General features: G+C 24.4%; 13 protein-coding genes and 1 pseudogene. All 14 read right to left on the bottom strand.

Annotation, left to right across the window (positions count from 1 at the left end; genetic code table 11):
- Positions 1–14 precede the first annotated feature (14 nt).
- Positions 15–1,865 carry a DUF4368 domain-containing protein gene (locus tag IBJ83_RS03810; RefSeq protein ID WP_201275365.1) on the bottom strand — a complete coding sequence of 617 codons (1,851 nt, stop codon included), beginning with the start codon at positions 1,863–1,865 and terminating at the stop codon, positions 15–17.
- Positions 1,866–1,889: 24 nt separating this feature from the next.
- A pseudogene (locus tag IBJ83_RS08395) lies at positions 1,890–2,969 on the bottom strand (type IV secretory system conjugative DNA transfer family protein).
- A gap of 222 nt (positions 2,970–3,191) precedes the next feature.
- Positions 3,192–4,406, bottom strand: a complete 1,215-nt coding sequence (locus tag IBJ83_RS03825; RefSeq protein ID WP_201275367.1) for a relaxase/mobilization nuclease domain-containing protein — start codon at positions 4,404–4,406, stop codon at positions 3,192–3,194.
- Position 4,407: 1 nt separating this feature from the next.
- A complete protein-coding gene (locus IBJ83_RS03830; protein WP_201275368.1) occupies positions 4,408–5,064 on the bottom strand; it encodes a hypothetical protein in 657 nt (218 codons plus the stop codon).
- Complete coding sequence (locus tag IBJ83_RS03835) at positions 5,057–5,605, bottom strand: hypothetical protein (protein WP_201275369.1); 549 nt, start codon at positions 5,603–5,605, stop codon at positions 5,057–5,059. The genes IBJ83_RS03830 and IBJ83_RS03835 overlap by 8 nt, the downstream gene beginning before the upstream one ends.
- 681 nt (positions 5,606–6,286) lie before the next feature.
- Positions 6,287–6,763, bottom strand: a complete 477-nt coding sequence (locus IBJ83_RS03840; protein ID WP_201275370.1) for a hypothetical protein — start codon at positions 6,761–6,763, stop codon at positions 6,287–6,289.
- Between the two features lie 9 nt (positions 6,764–6,772).
- Positions 6,773–7,738, bottom strand: coding sequence for a hypothetical protein (locus IBJ83_RS03845; protein WP_201275371.1), 966 nt, complete (start codon positions 7,736–7,738; stop codon positions 6,773–6,775).
- Between the two features lie 8 nt (positions 7,739–7,746).
- Positions 7,747–8,352, bottom strand: coding sequence for a hypothetical protein (locus IBJ83_RS03850; RefSeq protein WP_201275372.1), 606 nt, complete (start codon positions 8,350–8,352; stop codon positions 7,747–7,749).
- Positions 8,353–9,204, bottom strand: a complete 852-nt coding sequence (locus tag IBJ83_RS03855) for a hypothetical protein (RefSeq protein WP_201275373.1) — start codon at positions 9,202–9,204, stop codon at positions 8,353–8,355.
- Positions 9,205–9,211: 7 nt separating this feature from the next.
- On the bottom strand, positions 9,212–10,618 hold the full coding sequence (locus IBJ83_RS03860) for a zincin-like metallopeptidase domain-containing protein (RefSeq protein WP_201275374.1): 1,407 nt from the start codon (positions 10,616–10,618) through the stop codon (positions 9,212–9,214).
- A gap of 166 nt (positions 10,619–10,784) precedes the next feature.
- Complete coding sequence (locus IBJ83_RS03865; protein WP_201275375.1) at positions 10,785–11,171, bottom strand: hypothetical protein; 387 nt, start codon at positions 11,169–11,171, stop codon at positions 10,785–10,787.
- 2 nt (positions 11,172–11,173) lie between these two features.
- Positions 11,174–11,632: a hypothetical protein gene (locus tag IBJ83_RS03870; RefSeq protein ID WP_201275376.1), complete on the bottom strand. Its 459-nt coding sequence runs from the start codon at positions 11,630–11,632 to the stop codon at positions 11,174–11,176.
- Positions 11,633–11,746: 114 nt separating this feature from the next.
- Entirely contained in the window at positions 11,747–16,888 is a 5,142-nt protein-coding gene (locus IBJ83_RS03875; RefSeq protein ID WP_201275377.1) for a SpaA isopeptide-forming pilin-related protein, read from the bottom strand.
- A 94-nt stretch (positions 16,889–16,982) separates the two neighbouring features.
- Positions 16,983–17,977: transglutaminase domain-containing protein (locus IBJ83_RS03880; protein WP_333473017.1), on the bottom strand; the 995-nt coding region annotated here is incomplete at its 5' end.

Below are 17,977 nucleotides of genomic sequence, written 5' to 3' on the forward strand. Positions count from 1 at the left end.
TATTTTCAATTAAATTATTTGAAATCTGTTTTATGGGTACACATATATTCAGTAATTGGTATACCCACTCTTTTTAGAACCTTTAATTTCTCCTGTTTCTTCTGCTCCCTTCTTGCCTTATATTTATCTTCATACTCTTTCTGTTTTCCACTCGCTTTACGCTTCAGGTAATTTTGATGTAGCTTGTCTTTTCTTTCCTTGATTTTTCTTTCTTCTTCCTCAAGTTTTTGTTTTTCTTCCTCGCTTAACTCCGCCTGTGGCAGTTCATAATTTCCTATGAAATTAAAGTAAATTTCTATCTTTTGTTTTGATGTCTGACTTCCTTTTCTATCTCTTTCATGTACGATAATCTTTTCTACAAACTCATTTATCATTGTAGTTGTAAGTTCATCAAAGTTTTCATAACGACTGATAAGAGATATAAATTTTCTTGCTCTGTCTGTTTCTTTTTCATATCTTGATACCTGCTGCTCTAAATCTTTGATCTCTTTGCTTAAAGTTATCTGCTCTGTTTCATATTGATTGTTTAGTATCTCATATCTGCTATTTGGTATTTTGTTAAGGATCATATCTTCGTAAATTCTGCACATAAGTCGTTCGAGTTCCCTAAGTCTGTTTTGGCTTTCCGTTAATCTTACCTTTTTCTTTTCTATCTCTATTTTTTCTTTTTCTTCCATTTCATTTTGAATGGAACAGATAAAGGCTTCATTATCTTCATCAAGGTATTTTTTAATATCTTTTAGTGTGTCTTGTATTAAATTTAAGACTACTTCCGCTTTTATTCTGTGTGCTGATGGACAAAGCATGCCACAAGGTGTTTTAGTATAGGCACTGCAAGTGTAATAGGGTATATTTTTGTAATTGCTTGTTCTATGAACATACATTTTACTTCCACAATCTGCACAATACATCAGTCCTGTGAGTGGGTGATATTCTCCCCAACCGTCAGGATACCTTTTTACATTTCCTCTTATCCTTTGCACATTGTCAAAGGTTTCTTGATCTATAATTGGCTCGTGTGTATTTTCAAAAATAAGCCAGTTATCCTCGGATACATATTTGCTTTTCTTGTCCTTGAAGTGTTTTCTTGTTTTGAAATTGACTGTATGTCCCAAGTATTCCTGTTTCTTTAAAATGCTTGCTATGGTTGAGCTGCACCAACGATAGGGATGTTCAAAGTTTTTGCTTTGATATAGTCCATAGCCTAATTTCTGTTGATGATAGGCTGGTATATCTACTTTTTCACTCTCCAATATCTTTGCTATTCGATACGGACCATTTCCTTGCATGGTCAGGTTAAATATTCGCCTTACTATCTCTGCTGCTTTTTCATCTACTATCCACTTGTTTTTATCTTTTTCATCTTTGATATAGCCATAAGGCGGTGTACTTGCAGTATGTTTCCCACTTTCGCCTTTTGACCTGAAAGTCGATTGGATTTTTCTTGATGTATCTCTTGCATACCATTCGTTCATGATATTTCTAAAAGGGGTAAAATCATCTTCTCTGTAAAAACTATCTACATTGTCATTGATAGCGATTAGTCTTACGCCTTTTTGTCTTAGTATCTCCATACATTGACCGACTTTGAGATAATCTCTGCCAAGTCTACTCATATCCTTTACGATGATACAACCGATATTTCCAGTATTTACTCCATTCATCATTTCCATAAAGCCTGGTCTATCAAACTGTGTCCCGCTTATTCCGTCATCTGTAAAATGGATGATGTTGGTTAAATTATTCTTACTTGCATATTCTTCAAGGATTTTCTTTTGATTAACGATTGAGTTACTTTCTCCTTCAAGTTCATCATCTCGACTTAATCTCTCATAGAGTGCTGTTATCTTTTCAAAATTCCTCACTTTTTCCTCCTTTCTTTTAATTTCTTAAATAAAAGTACATGTTTCACTAAAACAGTGATTAAGTGTTCTCCTTAATTCTATTACTCCGGCAGCTAATTTATATTTTTTAAATTGCTTTATAGGATAATCACTTTTAAATAATCTATTTTTTAATTTTTCTTTTTTAAATTCTTCAAATTTAATATTTATTTCTTCTTCTGAAATATCTCCAAATACATTTCTACATTTTTCAGTATATAGTTTTTTTAATCTTTCATTATTTTCTGTATCTAAAAAATTTTCTTTTAAATAATTTTTTTCATAGTCATCAAAGAAAAAATCAATACTGTCTTTTCTATCCGGGTCATCTTCATCTACTTTAAAAGAATTTATCATATCAAGCAAACTCGGTATATTTTTTTCTTTTAAGTATGGATGATAATAAATTATACTTATTAATGCTTGATATAGAAGTTTTTCTGCCTTTACCCAAAAATCTTCCCCAGCTTTTTCTCCTTCACCTTTTGTATTTTGAATTAAAGTTTCAGTCAAAGAGAGAATATCAAATTGTGATTTTATATACACAAACGGATTATAATGAAAAGACTTAGATAAATTTACTGTATTAAAAAATTTAAGGTCATATCCATTTTAAAAAAACATATTACCTAATTCCAAAGCTATTGTTCCTTTAGGGTCAGTTGTAACAAATGACGAATGTAGTTGCATTAAATTTGGCTTTATAAAAAATCTGGTTTTACCAGAACCACTACCCCCAATTACTAAAATATTTTTATTTCTATCATATTTTGGTTCAATAGGTCTTTCATTTATCATTATACTTTCTGTTTCGGTTAATAAAACTTTATTATCATCTTTTTTTGCAATCAAAGGTTCTATTTCTTTTTTATCTGCCCATTTTGCAGAACCATATTCTTTTCCTAATTTCAATTTTTTCTTTTCTTTATTTTCTGTTGAAAATTTAAAAATGTAAAATCCTATTACTAAAAATATTAAAATCACAATTTTAATATTTTGAATTATTTCATATAACTTATAAAACCCATAGGCTATTAAAACTATTCCTATAAGAAAAATTATTATTTTTTTATCTTCTGATTTCATAATAAACTCCTTTTTATTTTTCAAATTATTTCATTCTTGGAAAATCTTTAAGATTTTCCCTTTTAATTATTTTTACAAGCTACACGCTTGATTTTTAGCTATTTCATATTACTCAATCCACTTTGTGGTTTGAGTAGCAAGCATTGTTTTTTGGGTCCACTTTTTCAAAAAGTGCCAAAAACAGTAAAAACGACAAGTTTGCGTTTTGTAATAATTGTTAATTTATAAAGTATATTTTTTTGTTTTTTTACTTTTTATTAGCTTGTTTTTTTCTTCTAAATAATATTTTTCTAAATCATAAATTTTTAAAATATTATTTTTTATTTGCTCTTGATGAATTATTTTTGTTAATAATTCTGATTCATCTTTTTGTAAAATTTTTAATTCATTGTTTAACTCTGAAATTTTTTCTACTACTTTATAGTCAAATTTATTTGATAAAATTAAATTTAATTTTCCTTTTTCATTCACTAATTTTGAAATTTTTTCTTCTAAATCTTTTAAATTTTTTTCTTCTTTTAATATTTTAGTAATATAAGATTTTGCAGAAATTTTTTCTTCTTTTAAAAATTTTTCAATTTTTCCAATTTGTATTAAGTTATTTTCTACCACATATTTATCAATATTTTTGTTTTTACTATGTTCTTTTATTTCTTGAAAAGAAGTTAATTCTTCATCTAATTTTAAAATTTTATTTTTTTCTAAAATTTTTTCAATAGAATTTACTTTATATTTTTCTCCTAGCTTTAAACTTTTTACTTTTTTATTATTCTTTAAATTTGTAAAAATATAATTATCTTCTAACTTTTCAATTTTCCAATTTCTAATTTTCAATTCCTTTTCTAACTCATCAAAATTTTTACAATATTCTAAACAATCATTAAGATGTAACTTTATATGTTGTTTCCATGAAATATTTTTAAGATTCATTATATACTCATAATAACTTTTATTTGCTCCTTTTGTTTTAGAATTTAAAATTTTTACATTTTCTTTTATACAAATTTCATCTGAAATTTCTCTAACTTTATACAAATTTTTTATACTGTTATTAAATTTTTTTTCATATTTTTTTATAGAACAAGAATTAAAAATTATATGATTATGAATATGTCCTCTATCAGTATGAGTAGAAATTATATATCTTCTATCTCCTTTAAATATTTTATTACATAATTCTATCCCTATTTTATGTGCCTTTTCAGGAGTAATATTTCCATCCTTTGGGTCAAAAGATTGTATTAAATGATGAGCTAATACATTATTTTTTAAATTAAATTTATTATCTATAAAAAAATCTCTTTTTGCTTCTTTAGGATTTTTAGAACATAAAAATGATGTAACTAATTCTCCTTTTTCAGTTTTTAAATCATTTGTTATATATTCAAAAGCTTTATCTAGATGAACTTTTATCGGTTTCCATTTTATATATGCCATATCAAAATCTTAAATATAAATTTATCCTTTCTTTAAATTTTTCTGTTTTTTCAAAAATATTTCTAAAATATTCTTCTTCTAAAAAAACATTTATTTGTTTTAAGTTTACTTCTATTTTTTGAATTTCAAATAATAATTGGACTAAAAATTTCTTTGGAAATATTATATAATATCTACTTTTTAATATAGAATTAAAATAATCATTCATTTTTATAAAGCCAAAATCTTTAATTTTTTTATTTAAAAATTTATATTCAGAACTATATAATCTAAAACGTAAAATATATTTTTTAGGATTTGTTTCAAAATTATTATCATAAATATTTAAGTTTATTAATTCTAATTTTAAGATATTTTCTAAAGTATTTTCTAATTTTGAAATAACTAAATCTAAATTTTCTAAATCAATTTTTGTAATACTCTTTTTTAAATTTATTTTTGTTGCTATAAAATTAATATTTTGTCCTAAAGAATTAATATAATTTAAATCATTTTCCAAGTTTTTAAAACTACATTTAAAACAAATTGACTTATCTAAAAATAAACTCTTTAAATATTTATTTATACTAATATCATAAAATTTTGCATTTTTTCTAACTTTATTATATAAATTCCAATTAGTTATTACTTTACATCTTATAATTTTATCATCACACATTTTCAAATCTCCTTTTGGTATTTTCAAATGAATAATATTTTTCTAATACTTCTTTAAAATTTTCTTTTGAATTAAAATATTCTAAAATTCTCAAAAATAAATTTTCGTTATGCAATAAAAAATCTATAAATTCTTCAAAAATTTTATTAAAATCTAAATTTTTTAAATCAATATCAAAGTAATATTTTAAAAAATCTTCATTATATAAATTAAAATCTAAATCAATAATTTTGTTTTTTGACCCAATGTTTTTTAGCATATCACTAGTACAGATGTAATTTTCTAAAATTTCTAAAACTTGTTCTCTAAAACATTCTAATAATAATCCTTGCTCTAAACATTCAACAAAAGATTTTCTACTTTTTTCAAAGAATAAAATTATATTTACTAAAACTTTATTTTTATCTATGTCATCTTTTTCATTAATAAAATTATTTAATCCAATTTTATCAATTTTTATAGTTATATTAGAATCTAATTTTGGTTTTATAGTTTCATAAATAAATCTTAACTTCTCATTATCTTCTATATAATTTTTCAAAAAAATTTTAACTTCAAAAATCTCACTAAAATTTATAGTATCTATTTTTAAATTATCTTCAAAATTTAATTCTATATCTTTAATTATATTTTTAGATGGACTAATTTTTATAAGTTCTCTTTTAATAGAATTACTTTTAGAATTTTCAACAAATTTATTTATTGAATTTCTATTAACTTCTTTTAGTATATTTTGTATTAATCTTCTAGAATTTGTATTTACTAATTTTAAAGTATCATTTATTAAAAATTCATTTTTCGTATAAAGTTGTATTATAAATTCTCTTAAAATTTCAAATTCTGTTGTTTGAATATTATTATTTCTTTCTTTAATTTCTACATCAAATTCTTTTTTGAATAAAGTTATTATTTCTTCTAAATTTAATTCAAAATACTTAGAAGTAAAATCTTGAAATTTTTTATATACTGTAAGAAATTCTTCTTCTCTTAAATTTTTGAAAATATTATATTTAAATAATAAAATTAATATTAATTGTGTCTTTTTTCTTTTTTTATATCATCTATATTCATTATTACCTCATTTCCTAATAAAATGGCTTATTTTTAAATATAATTATTTTTAATATATTTATATTCATGTAAAAATAAGCCGTATTTTTTACGTTATTTTTTGTTAATTATAAAAATTTTTAAAAATAAAGATAAGTCTATAAGACTTATCTTAAATTACTACTATATCATCTCTTCCTTCTCTCTTTAACCTGTTTTCTTCATCAAATTTTTTTAAATATTCATTTATATTTGAAGTTGCTTCCATACCAAATTTATATTTATCATAATCTTCTCTAGTAAATCCTATATCTTTAACTCCATATTTTCCTTCTTTTATATCTGTAACTTTATCATCTAAAATTTTCATATCTGCCAAAAATCTATCTAAAAATTCTTTTTCACTTTCAATTTCAGAATAATTTTTTGGATAAAAATATTCCATTACTCTTCCTATTTCTACATAAAAATTGGCTAAATGTGGACTTTTTGTATAATAACCTTTTATATCTCTTTCAAATCTTTTAGGAATATCTTTTAAATGAAAAACATATCTACAGTTTTTAAATGTATACAAATATAATTTACGAAATAATAAATTTTCTAAATCTTTAGGTAATTTACTTTTATCTATTTTTATTTTTTGCATAATTTTCTCCTATCTTGATTTTTCTCCATGAGATTTATGTTTTTCAACATTTTGTTCTTTATAATCAGGTCTTTCTTTAATCTCTTTATCCATGTCATTGAATTTTTGATTATTAACTTTTTTACTAACATTTGGGTCATCTAATATTTCTTCATTAGATAATTCTACCTTTTTTTCCGATTCTTTCTTATCAAAAAAATTATTAGAAATAGTATTTTCTTTTATTTCATTGATTATATTTTTAGATAAAATATCATATTTAGGATGATTTTCATCAAATTCTCCTATTCTTTTTCCTACATCACTCATAAAAAATGCAACAGCTTTAAATTTGATTTCTCCACTATTTTCTAATTCATTAAAATATACTAAATTTTCATCTATAATATTTTTGAAATTGCTATCATTATTATATTTTTCTAATATTGAAGATACATCTAAATTTTCTTCTTTTGCTTTATCTTCAACTAGTTTTAATTGAGTATTTATTATTTTAGTACGTTCTTTACTTTGCATTTCATTATTATATGCTATAAAAACTTTTTCTAAATCTCTTGCTTTATCTTCATGAACATTTATTTTTATTTTTTCTTTGCCATCTACTCCAACTTCTGAAATTGCTGAATAAGTTAATCCATATTGCTTACAATATTTTTCCCAAACAGATTTGTCAAAATTTTCCAAAGAAGAATTTAATTCAAATGCCTTATCTTTTAATTCACTATAATCTATCTCTCCAAGATATTCATTTGCTATTTGTTTTAATGCTAAATTCTCATTTTTACCATCTATACCGGCGTCTATATCTTTTCCACCTTTTTCATTATCTTTTATATTAACATAACCATTATATACTCCAAAGATAAGAGCTGTTAATAATGAAATAAACGTTCCTCCTACAAGTCCACCAAATTTACTCCCCCATTTTATACCATCAGTTAAATTTCTATTAAATTCTTGTCCAATTTCGCTCATAAAAAATCCTACCTTTCCATATTTTTATCTTTTTTATTTTTATCTTTTTTATTTTCCTCTAAATTTATTTCTAATTCTTCTTTTACTATATTTTCTATAGATTCCATTGGAATATCTATAAATTTAAATTTTTCAGATAAATAATCATAACATTTATCTAAACTATTATCATAATTTTCTTTTGTAATACTTATTTTTTTATCTTTAAAAAAATTATCCACTTCATCAGTTAGAAAACTATATTCTTCACTCTCAATTTCTTCTAATATTGTCTTGTTATCTTCTAATTCACTTTCAAAATTTGAAAAATCAGTTATTACATCAAAAGATACACCCCTTTTTTTGTCATTATAATCAAAATGAGTATCTAATCCATTTATATACACAAAAAAATTATCTTCTTCTAGAAATGGATATTCTTCCATATATACATTAAGTGCTGAATATAATACCTCATTATAATAAATATTATTTATATATGGAGGTTCGTCAAAAGTTTTAGATATATCCCATATTTCTTGGTCGCTTATCAATATTCCTTTATAATTTAAAATACCTCTATTTTCAAAATCAACTATTTCATCAAATTTACTATCTTCATTAAAAATTAGCATTTATAATCTCACTTCCTTCTTTTTTGTTTTAACTTTTTTAGGATTTAAGTTTTTATCTACAATATTATTTTTTGAATTTTTAAGTTCACTCTTATCCTTTTCTACCTTTTGAGAAAGTGAATTATCTTTTTTCAAAAAAGATTCTCTAAAAAGTTTTGAATCTTCTATTACTTTAGGATATATTTCTTTATTAAAATGCTCAATATTAAATTCTGTAGGAATACTTTTTACTAAATTATTTTTATTTTCTCTTAATTCGGTTAATTTAATATTATTATTTTCGATAATTTCTTTATTTTCTTCAGAATTTACTAATTTTAAATAATTATTTTCTTCAGAAATTTTCTTTATTTCATTTTTTATATCTTTCAAGTCTTTAAATTTTTCTAAAACAGTCTTTGCAAAATCCACTTCTTTTTTTGTAAAAACTGAACTTTTTTTAGAATTATAATCATTTAAAGATTTATATTTTATATAAATAGCTGAACGACCGAATTGCATAAGTTTACTGTTTAAATCTGGGGTTTCTATTAATTTATATAAATATTTCATAGAATTTTTAAATTTTTCGTCTTTTATATTTGATGAAAAAGCTAAACTTTCAACAATCGACTGCCTTAATTGATTCATTTGATGAGAATTATAACAAGGTTTAGAATATACCTGGTAATTAATTTTATCTTTCATTCCTAAATATATTTGATATACTTCGTCAATACTAAATTTTATATCTTTATTTTCTTCATTTTGTTTTTTATCTGAAATATTATTCAAATAATATTTCAGACTTTTTTGTTCTTTTTCCGATAATAAATTCATTCCTTCTATTATCACTTCTTGAGTTGTTTTCATATTATACCTACCTTTCTAATTCTTTATTCTTCTCTTTTTTTAAAAGTTTCTGTATATTTTTTTCTTTATCATTTCTAAAATCATCTTTTACAGTTTGATAATTTTTTAATTCACTAATAACTTTTTCTTTTTCTAAATTATATTCACCAAAATCTTTTTTCATTTCATATTTTAGATTTTCAATTTTTTCTAAATCAATCCATTCCGGTTTTTCTTCTAAAGAATTATATATATTTTTCATTAGTTTTATTTGACTATCTACATCTTTCGCCCATAATTTACTCTCATCTCTATATCCATAACCTAGAAAATATTCACAATCCATTTGCAGCCTACCTAACATTTGGTATTTAAATGAAGGGGTTTCATTTGAAAAATCTGGTAATTCTTTTTCATTGTTTTTTACGTTTTCCATTTCATTCTCTCTTTCTTTGATTTTTACTTTTTCATACACTTCTTCTATATAATTAGCAACTGAACTTGCTTTAGTTATTGCATTTAAAATCGCTTTTGGGTTTTCTATTAAAATTTTTGCATAACCATCTATATAAGTAGCTGTTCTATTTATATTAAATTCTGTTTTATAATTAAATTTACTTCCTAAAAAAGCACTAGATGTTTCAGCAATTATTTCTTCAATAGCATAATTTTTTTCATCAAAAGATACATCTCTATTAAGTCTAGTTTTATGTGCCGTTGCATGACTTAACTCATGAAAAAATGTAGCCTTAAAAAAATTATCATTTTCCCATTGCTCTAGACTTGGCATAGTAATGCTATCATATGTATGACTATAATAAGCTCTATTTTGCTTTTCAAAATGTATTTTTAAATTTATTTCATCACATAATGATTTTATTAAATTATAATCAACGTCTATCCTTTTATGCTTTTCCTTATATATCATATTTTCAGGAATGTTTTCAAAACAATCTAAATTAAAAGCTGTAGCTTCTTTATAATAAAAATACAAATCTCCTTTTTTCTCCATCTCAATTCTTTGTTCTATAGGTATTTTACAATATTCTTTCTCAGTAATATTTCTTTTTTCTAATTTATTATATATAGAACAAAATACTATTTTTGCACCCTTTGCTCCTTTTTTTAACTTAATTTGTTCATTTTCTTTTAATTTAGAATTAATTTTTTTCATTTGAGCAAATGTCATCCATTCACTAGATTTATATTTTTCTCTATTACTAATAATTGATAAATTAATTGAATTTAATAGTCCATATTTTCTTTTATTTGTAAAATTTCTGTTATAAATGTTAATCCAGCCTTGTTCGTATAATCGTTCATTTTTTATTAAACTATTCTTTATTTCGTTTAATATATTAATATGTGTTTCTTTTAATCCTTTTATTTGATTAAAATCTGTATTATTTAATAAATTTTTCAAATCTTTATCCATATTAACCTCCTTATCTATATAATACTTTTTTTTTTAGAAAAATAAATTTAAAAATTATACATTTTTACACTTTTGCTTTTTATTTTGTGCATACTTGTTTTTATGTAAACAAAAAAAGACTTGAAAATTCAAATCTTTCTTTTAAAAATCATACATTGCTAAAATATTAATTATTTGCACTGACTACCCCAAATCCTACTAATATGGTAATAAATGCTGCTCTTAATATTGGATTTTGAATAAAATAAATAATAAGACAACTAAATATAAATATTGTTATAATACAAAAAAACCATAAAAATACATCCCATTTTAAATCTATATCTAACTCTTTACGAAGCTTCCACAATATAAACTCCAACCATCCGGATAAAACAATAAATAATAAAGCTCTTATTAAATATCCCCAAGCTTGTCCATTCTTATAAAACATAACTCTAAAATAGCTCATATTTCCTAATTCGTTATTAAACATATTCAAATTATACAAAAAACTAACAGCTAGTATACTATATATGATAACAGAACCAAATATTAAATATATTTTTTTCATTACTAAATTTCCTTTTCTTTTTCATTTTTGTTTTTATTTTTGTTTTTATTTTTGTAATTATATTCTTCTAAAAATTCTTCTATAATATCTAATTTCTTTGATTTATTAGAATTTCTGACAAATAATAAATATACTATAAAAAATATCATGACACAACTTAAAATAGCAAATCCAATAGTTCCAAATATTAAATTATTATATAATGTTTTTTCTAAATTTAATGAGTTTTTTAAAACATCTTGAATAAAATTAATACTTTTATATATTATCCACCCTATTGAAGATATTGTTAATGTAAAAACTATTGAAGTAAAAATAGTATTAGATTGTATGATTTTATGTTTATATCTTAATTTTAAATCTTTGATTTTATCAATATCTAAAGTTTTTAAATATTCTTTATAAGTTTTATAATCAACATCGCCATATATTCTTATCTTTTGAAAAAATTTTTTTAACATACTATCCCTCCTATGAAATTATATATACATATATATTATATCATAAAGTAAGTTTTGGTCAATTTGACCAAAACTTACTCTGATATTATTATTTAATTTTTATATTTACTAACTCTAATCTATTTTATCTGTATTTTTCTTTTTGATATAGAAAAATACACCTCCACCTATTCCTGATACTAATAGCATAAAAGGAAGGAGCATATTTCTTCCAATACCTGTTTTTACAATTTCTCTTTTCGGTTTTTTCTTTACTTTGATATTTATTGTTTGATTTTCATCGTTTATATCTCTATGTTCCGCTATTTTTTCTCCTTTGTAATATAGGTCTTCAAAAACTACAAGTTTTAATTCTTTTGCACTTTCTAAAATAAAAGTAAATTCCACATCAACAAATCCTTTTTCTTCTTTTGGTGTAAATTTCGTTGTTCCTGTTATATTTTTTTCATCTATTTTAAATTCATTATTTGTAGAGTAATCCATTAATATACCTTTAAGTTCATATTCTTTTTCAGGTATTAAATTATTATACTCCACTCTGTCATTGAATTTAAAAATATATTTTTTAATTCCATTTTCCTCTTTTAACTCATAACTTCCATTTATACTTGTTTTTATCTCCGGCTTTCTTGCAGTTGTCTTTATTTCTGGTTTTTCCTCCTTCGGTGTTGTTGGAGGTGTAGGTATTTTTTCATTTATTATAGCTTTTGAATTATTTACATATTTTATAACTTCATCCTCATTTTCTACATTTGATAATTCAATTTTCCAAATTTTTCTATCATTAAGTTTTATATTGTATGGAACTTTTAATTCCCTTATATAATATTCTCCAGCTAAATAATCTCCTTTACTCATTCCAATTCCATCTTTGATTTCTACAACCTCAAGAAGACTTCCTTTATTTATAAGTTTATTTGTATTCTTTTTATGAGCTTCTCTTTCTAAAAGTTTATACTTCATTTCTTCCATATCATCAGACAATGTGCTTAGTTTGTCCTTTGGAAATCTTAAAACAAGATTTTTATCATCTGTTTTTTTCTTTTCATTTGGTTTTAAAATATCTGTGATTCCTTTTAGAATTTTATCCTTATCTATTTTATCCAAAACTTTTTCAAAAGGTTCTAAATCTTTAACTTTTGCATTTTCTAATTTTTCTAATTTTATTGTAAAGACTTCAAAATTAAAATAACTAAAATGTTTTGCCAAAAATTTATAATTTTTTATATTTTCTTTTATTTCCTTTTTAGCTTTTTCTATTTTTTCTTGATACTTAGGTAAGTCATTCCTATTAATAGCTTCTAATTTTTCTAAACTTTCAAGGATTTTCTTATCAATAAAAGTCTTTATTTCTTTTGATACATTTTCTATTTTTGTATAATCATATTTTTCAAAATTCTTTACTTTTTCAAGCTCTAAAATTAATTTATCATAAATAACTTTAAACTCTTTAGCCATTTCTTTTGATTTTTCTGTATCATATTCTTTTAAGCTTTCGATTGATGTATAAGCTAAAATACTTGACTCAATTCCGTCTTGTAATTTTCTTAACTTTTCATCATTTCTATAAGTTCTATAGAAATTTTGCATTTCATCAAGATATTTTTCTCTTGTTTTATTTTCTTTTTCTGTTTCTTCCTTTGGATAATTCGCTTTATTAAAAGTTCCATTTTTCTTTTCTTCTCTAATTTTTAATTCTTTTTCTTTTAAAGAATTTAAAAATTCAATTTGCTTTTTAAAAGTTTCTTTTTCTTTTAATATTTTTTCATTATCCTTATTTTCTTCTAAAATCTTTTCAACTTCTTTTATTAGAAAATCTTCCAATTCGTGAATAAAAGATGTTATTTTATCATCATACACTAAATTATCTAAAATAGTAACCTTTTTATCATTTCTATCTGGCTCTGTATTAGGGATTTCATTAGGCATCATTGTTGGATATGTTTTATTACCTATTCGCATATCTTCTTTTGCAAATATTCCAAAAAATATATTATTTGCTTTTGTTCCATCATCTATCTCTTTCTTTATTCCAATTCTTAATTTTTGTCTTTCATTTTCTAACTTTTTAACAAAATGCGTAACTGTAACTTCTTGATTTTGTTCTGTTAATTCAAAATCATATTGTTTTGGATTTAAAGAAAATTCTTTTGGTGCTTTAGTTTCTACCAAATAATATTTGCCTAAATACATTTGATTTATGTTTTTTTGTTCTTCCGTATCTAAAGGAGTTTCTGCCTTTCCTTCTTTAGTAGTTAAAGTATAAACTAAATCTCCTTTTTTATGTTTTACATCTCCGTTCACTACTATATCTTCTCTTGCAAATATTTTAAATTCTGCAGGTTCTGTTATTACCTCTGTTTCAAAGACAGGTCTAAAGGCTTCTTTATCTAAAAGAGTTTTATATTTTTCAAAAGATTTTAAAACTTTTCCTCTTTTTTCAATATGAACTTGTCCTTTTTGTGCTATATTTGACTGTCCTGCACTAACATTAATAACTCTTGGAATATATATTGAATTTCCCTCATTATCTAAAAATTCCATATTCCTATTTCCATCTACATCTTGATTTAAATACTCTGTTTCTTTTATTTCAAAATATCCCGGTCTTGTAGCTAGACTATAACCTTTTGGAGCTTCAACTTCTAATAAAAGATATTTCCCATAAGTTATTGTTTCAGGAATTGTTACCTCGCCTTTATTATTTGTTGTAAAAACACTTGACACTTTTTTATCATACATCGGATTTTGTTGATAAGATAAATATCTTCCGTCATTTTCAGTTACAAGTTTTCCGTCGTAAAAAATTTCCCAATCTTGTTTTTCTTTATTCCAAGTAGCTGAAATTTTTTCTTTTTCTATATTTTTATAATTATTAAATGAAAAAATCTTATATTTCGCAGGTTCTGTTACAAGCTTTCCTGTTTCTTCATCAAATTTTCTTATTCTTAAAATTTGCTTTAAGATATGGTTTGTATGATTCTTAACTCCACCTTCTTTATCTATTCCGTAAAAAACAGTTGTTGCTCTTTCTTTTTGTGCAAATTTATCATTCGTATCTATTTTAAAGTTCGCTGTTAAAGGTATATACCCTTCAGGTGTATTAAGCTCTCTTATTTCATAAAGTCCATAAGGTAGTGCATATTGCTTTGTATTATTTTCTATAACCTTGCCATCTACAAAAACTATAGAACTAGCTATATTACTTCCCGCTATTCCGTTTACTATACTTTCTTTACTTGTTTTTACTACCATATACAAAGGCTCTTCATTTAATTTGTTGCTTTGTGTATAATTTTTTGTAATATTATTTACAGTTGTTGTTCCATCTAAATTTTCTCTTTCAAAAAATTTATCTGGTAAATTAAAAGATTTTTCTATATTTTGCAATTTAGATTTTAAATAAATTCCAAAATATATATCATTCTTGGATTTTTTTATTTGTTCATCAAGTTGTCTATCATTTGTAACTAATCCTTCTAAAATCTTATGAAGTTCAAAATGTCCTTTTGCTATTGAGTTTTCATACTCTCTATCAAGTTCAGGATTTTCTTTATTTGTATTAAATAAATTTTTGGCACCAGTATATTTGTTATCTATAGTTATGATATGCCCTTTATCTTCATAATCTCTAAAATAATATCCTTCAGGTAATACAACTTCTTGAACTACATATTTCCCAAGTTCAAGTTCTCCACTCGTTGCTGTTCCGTCTATTCCTATTTGTATACTTTCAACCAAACTTCCTTTAGGATAAACTATTTTATGCGGTGCTGAAGGTAATTTAATATCTTCTGCCGCTCTAATTTCAAAAATTGCTCCTACAAATTGACCATCTCCTTGTGGTTCATAAATTAAAGGACTATTTCCATTTTTATGATTTATATGTGGGTCTTTGTCTTTGCCATTAACTGTTTTTTCAAAATCATATTTAACATCATTATCAGTTTTTATTATCTTGATTCTTCCTTTTTGTCTTTCGTTTTCAACTTCAACAATGTCGCCACCTTTTGCGTCTATTTTGTCTTTTTCTCCATTTTTAACAAAATCTTCTCCACCCCAATAGCCATAAGGAATTCCATTTTCAAAAACTTTATACTTTGCTTCTGTATCAGGTAATTTAAAAGTTATTTCCCCTTTTTTATCAGTTGACTTTTCTTCTATAACATCTCCTTTATGATATTTAATTTCCATAATACCATCTTGATTTAGTACTCTAACATCGCTATCTGCTATAAGTTGGAATTTTGCTCCCTCAATAACTTCTCCATCTTCAGTGTCTGTCTTTTTGATTTTTATCTCGTCCTCATCTCCTGCACTTTCTTTGTTCCCAAAATATATTCGGAATTTAGGATTTTCAGGACAGCCTCCTTGAATTAAATCTTGATATTGTTGAGATTTATAAAAGACCATTTTTCCCATAGAATACATTTTTTCTTCATCTTCTTTAGTAAGATTTGACATTTCAAGATAATTTTCAACATCCGGATTAAAAGTATCATCTGCTGTTACTTTTATCATCATATTTCTTGACCTAGTTCTTTCATCAGAAGAAGCAAATGCAGGGTCATCTACCCACTCGAAAGTTAGTCCCGGTGCCTTTGTCGTATTATAGAAGTTTTTTTCTAAATTTTCTCCCTTAATATATATTGTTTCTCCTTTAGAAATTTTAAAAGTTTTTTCACCGTATTTGGGTTTTTTAGTCCAGTTTTTTACTCTGTACATTCTGTAATTAAAGTGATATTCTATTGTTTCATCTGATAAAAATACACTAGGGTCAAAGCTCTTTCCCATAGCATCCCAAATCATCATCTGAGCAATAGTCCAGTCCAAACCGTCAGGAGTTTCTCCTGCTAATTTGTACTTATCCCAACTGACATACTTTGCAACAGCTGCCTTTTTATAAGGAGGTGATAATTCTTCTTTATTATAATATTCAACCATATATGTTGAACTTCTATCTCCTCCACCTTCTAAAGCAACTCCCGGTTCTACACAAAAACAAGGCTCTAATGCTTTTTCTTCTTTATTTACTGTTGCAAAAAGAGTTTGTATCTGATTCCCCGGCCAATATGGAAGTCCTACAACCCCATATTTTCTTGCACGAGGAGAGCCGGGTAGCGGTCCGAAACTTATTTTTGCGTTTTTTACAACTTCAGCCGCTTTAACTTCTCTACTTTGCAAAACAGGACTTAAAGCTATTAAACCCGCTAAAGTTAAAGACATTACTTTTTTAAACTTTTCTTTAAAATTCATTTTTAAAAATCCTTTCTTTTTTTAATTTTTTATATAAAAAATGAGAAGTCTTTTTAACTTCTCATAATTTAATAAAATGATTGATATTTAGTTTTTATTTTATCATACTTTCATCAAAGCTTTCTCTATCTCCTACATTATGAAGCCACTCAAATTTATTCCATTTCTTATGGCTTTCTAAAGCAGCTTTTAGTTCTGATAAAGAAAACTTATAAAACCAATGCCAATGTCCACTATTATATTCTTCTACAAAATCTTCATATGGATTTCCTATTTGTGGAAATGGTGCATATACTAATCTTTTGTTTTCAATTTTATAAGTAGGAATACCAAACTCTTTAGGTGTTATTTCACTTCCATCACAAGTCCTAGATTGACTATCACAATCTATCCATTTACCTTCATCTTGAAGATATACAGTATTCCACTGATGTTGCCACAAATCTTCATTTACAATTTTAACTTTAAGTCCTGCATATTTTCCTAAAAGTTTAAACGCTCTTACATAACCTGAACAAGCCGCCCTTCCTTTACTAAATACTGCCCAAGCTGTATCTGCGTGTGTCTTTTTGTAAATTTCTGTACTTTGTCTATGGTCTTTTATAGTATTTGCAAAAATCCACTTTGTTATTTCTCTTGCTTTTTCTCTATCTGTCATATTTGGCTTGATAATTTCTTTTGCTATCTTTTTAGCGGCGTTATCTGTAAAATCTATTTGTTCTTGTGTTAGATTTCTTCCATAAAGGCTTATTATATCTTTTTGATTAACTACTTTATTGTCTATCCACTTTCCGTTTTCATCTACTCTGTATCCATCAGGTGTTGTCGTATTTACAAGCATTGCTCCACTTGATCCTAAGTAATAATTACCAATCCATGTATTCATTACACAATATCCTCTTGAATCAAAGTAATACCATTTTCCTTTTATTTCTTTCCAAGTTGAAGTTGGATAGCTTCCATCTTTTTCTTCATACCACCAACCTGTATCGTTCTTTTTCCACATTGCTTGTCTTTCTTCTATCCACTTTCCGTTTTCATCTACTTTGTATCCGTCAGGGGTTGTCGTATTTACAAGCATTGCTCCAC

This window comes from Parvimonas parva, from assembly GCF_016552165.1.
Classification (GTDB): domain Bacteria; phylum Bacillota; class Clostridia; order Tissierellales; family Peptoniphilaceae; genus Parvimonas; species Parvimonas parva.

Bases quoted from the DNA above. Each gene is read 5' to 3' on its own strand.
- IBJ83_RS03850 (WP_201275372.1), bottom strand. From the start codon at position 8,352: ATGCTAATTTTTAATGAAGATAGTAAATTTGATGAAATAGTTGATTTT.
- IBJ83_RS03855 (WP_201275373.1), bottom strand. From the start codon at position 9,204: ATGAAAACAACTCAAGAAGTGATAATAGAAGGAATGAATTTATTATCG.
- IBJ83_RS03840 (WP_201275370.1), bottom strand. From the start codon at position 6,763: ATGCAAAAAATAAAAATAGATAAAAGTAAATTACCTAAAGATTTAGAA.
- IBJ83_RS03845 (WP_201275371.1), bottom strand. From the start codon at position 7,738: ATGAGCGAAATTGGACAAGAATTTAATAGAAATTTAACTGATGGTATA.
- IBJ83_RS03825 (WP_201275367.1), bottom strand. From the start codon at position 4,406: ATGGCATATATAAAATGGAAACCGATAAAAGTTCATCTAGATAAAGCT.
- IBJ83_RS03870 (WP_201275376.1), bottom strand. From the start codon at position 11,632: ATGTTAAAAAAATTTTTTCAAAAGATAAGAATATATGGCGATGTTGAT.
- IBJ83_RS03830 (WP_201275368.1), bottom strand. From the start codon at position 5,064: ATGTGTGATGATAAAATTATAAGATGTAAAGTAATAACTAATTGGAAT.
- IBJ83_RS03865 (WP_201275375.1), bottom strand. From the start codon at position 11,171: ATGAAAAAAATATATTTAATATTTGGTTCTGTTATCATATATAGTATA.
- IBJ83_RS03875 (WP_201275377.1), bottom strand. From the start codon at position 16,888: ATGAATTTTAAAGAAAAGTTTAAAAAAGTAATGTCTTTAACTTTAGCG.
- IBJ83_RS03860 (WP_201275374.1), bottom strand. From the start codon at position 10,618: ATGGATAAAGATTTGAAAAATTTATTAAATAATACAGATTTTAATCAA.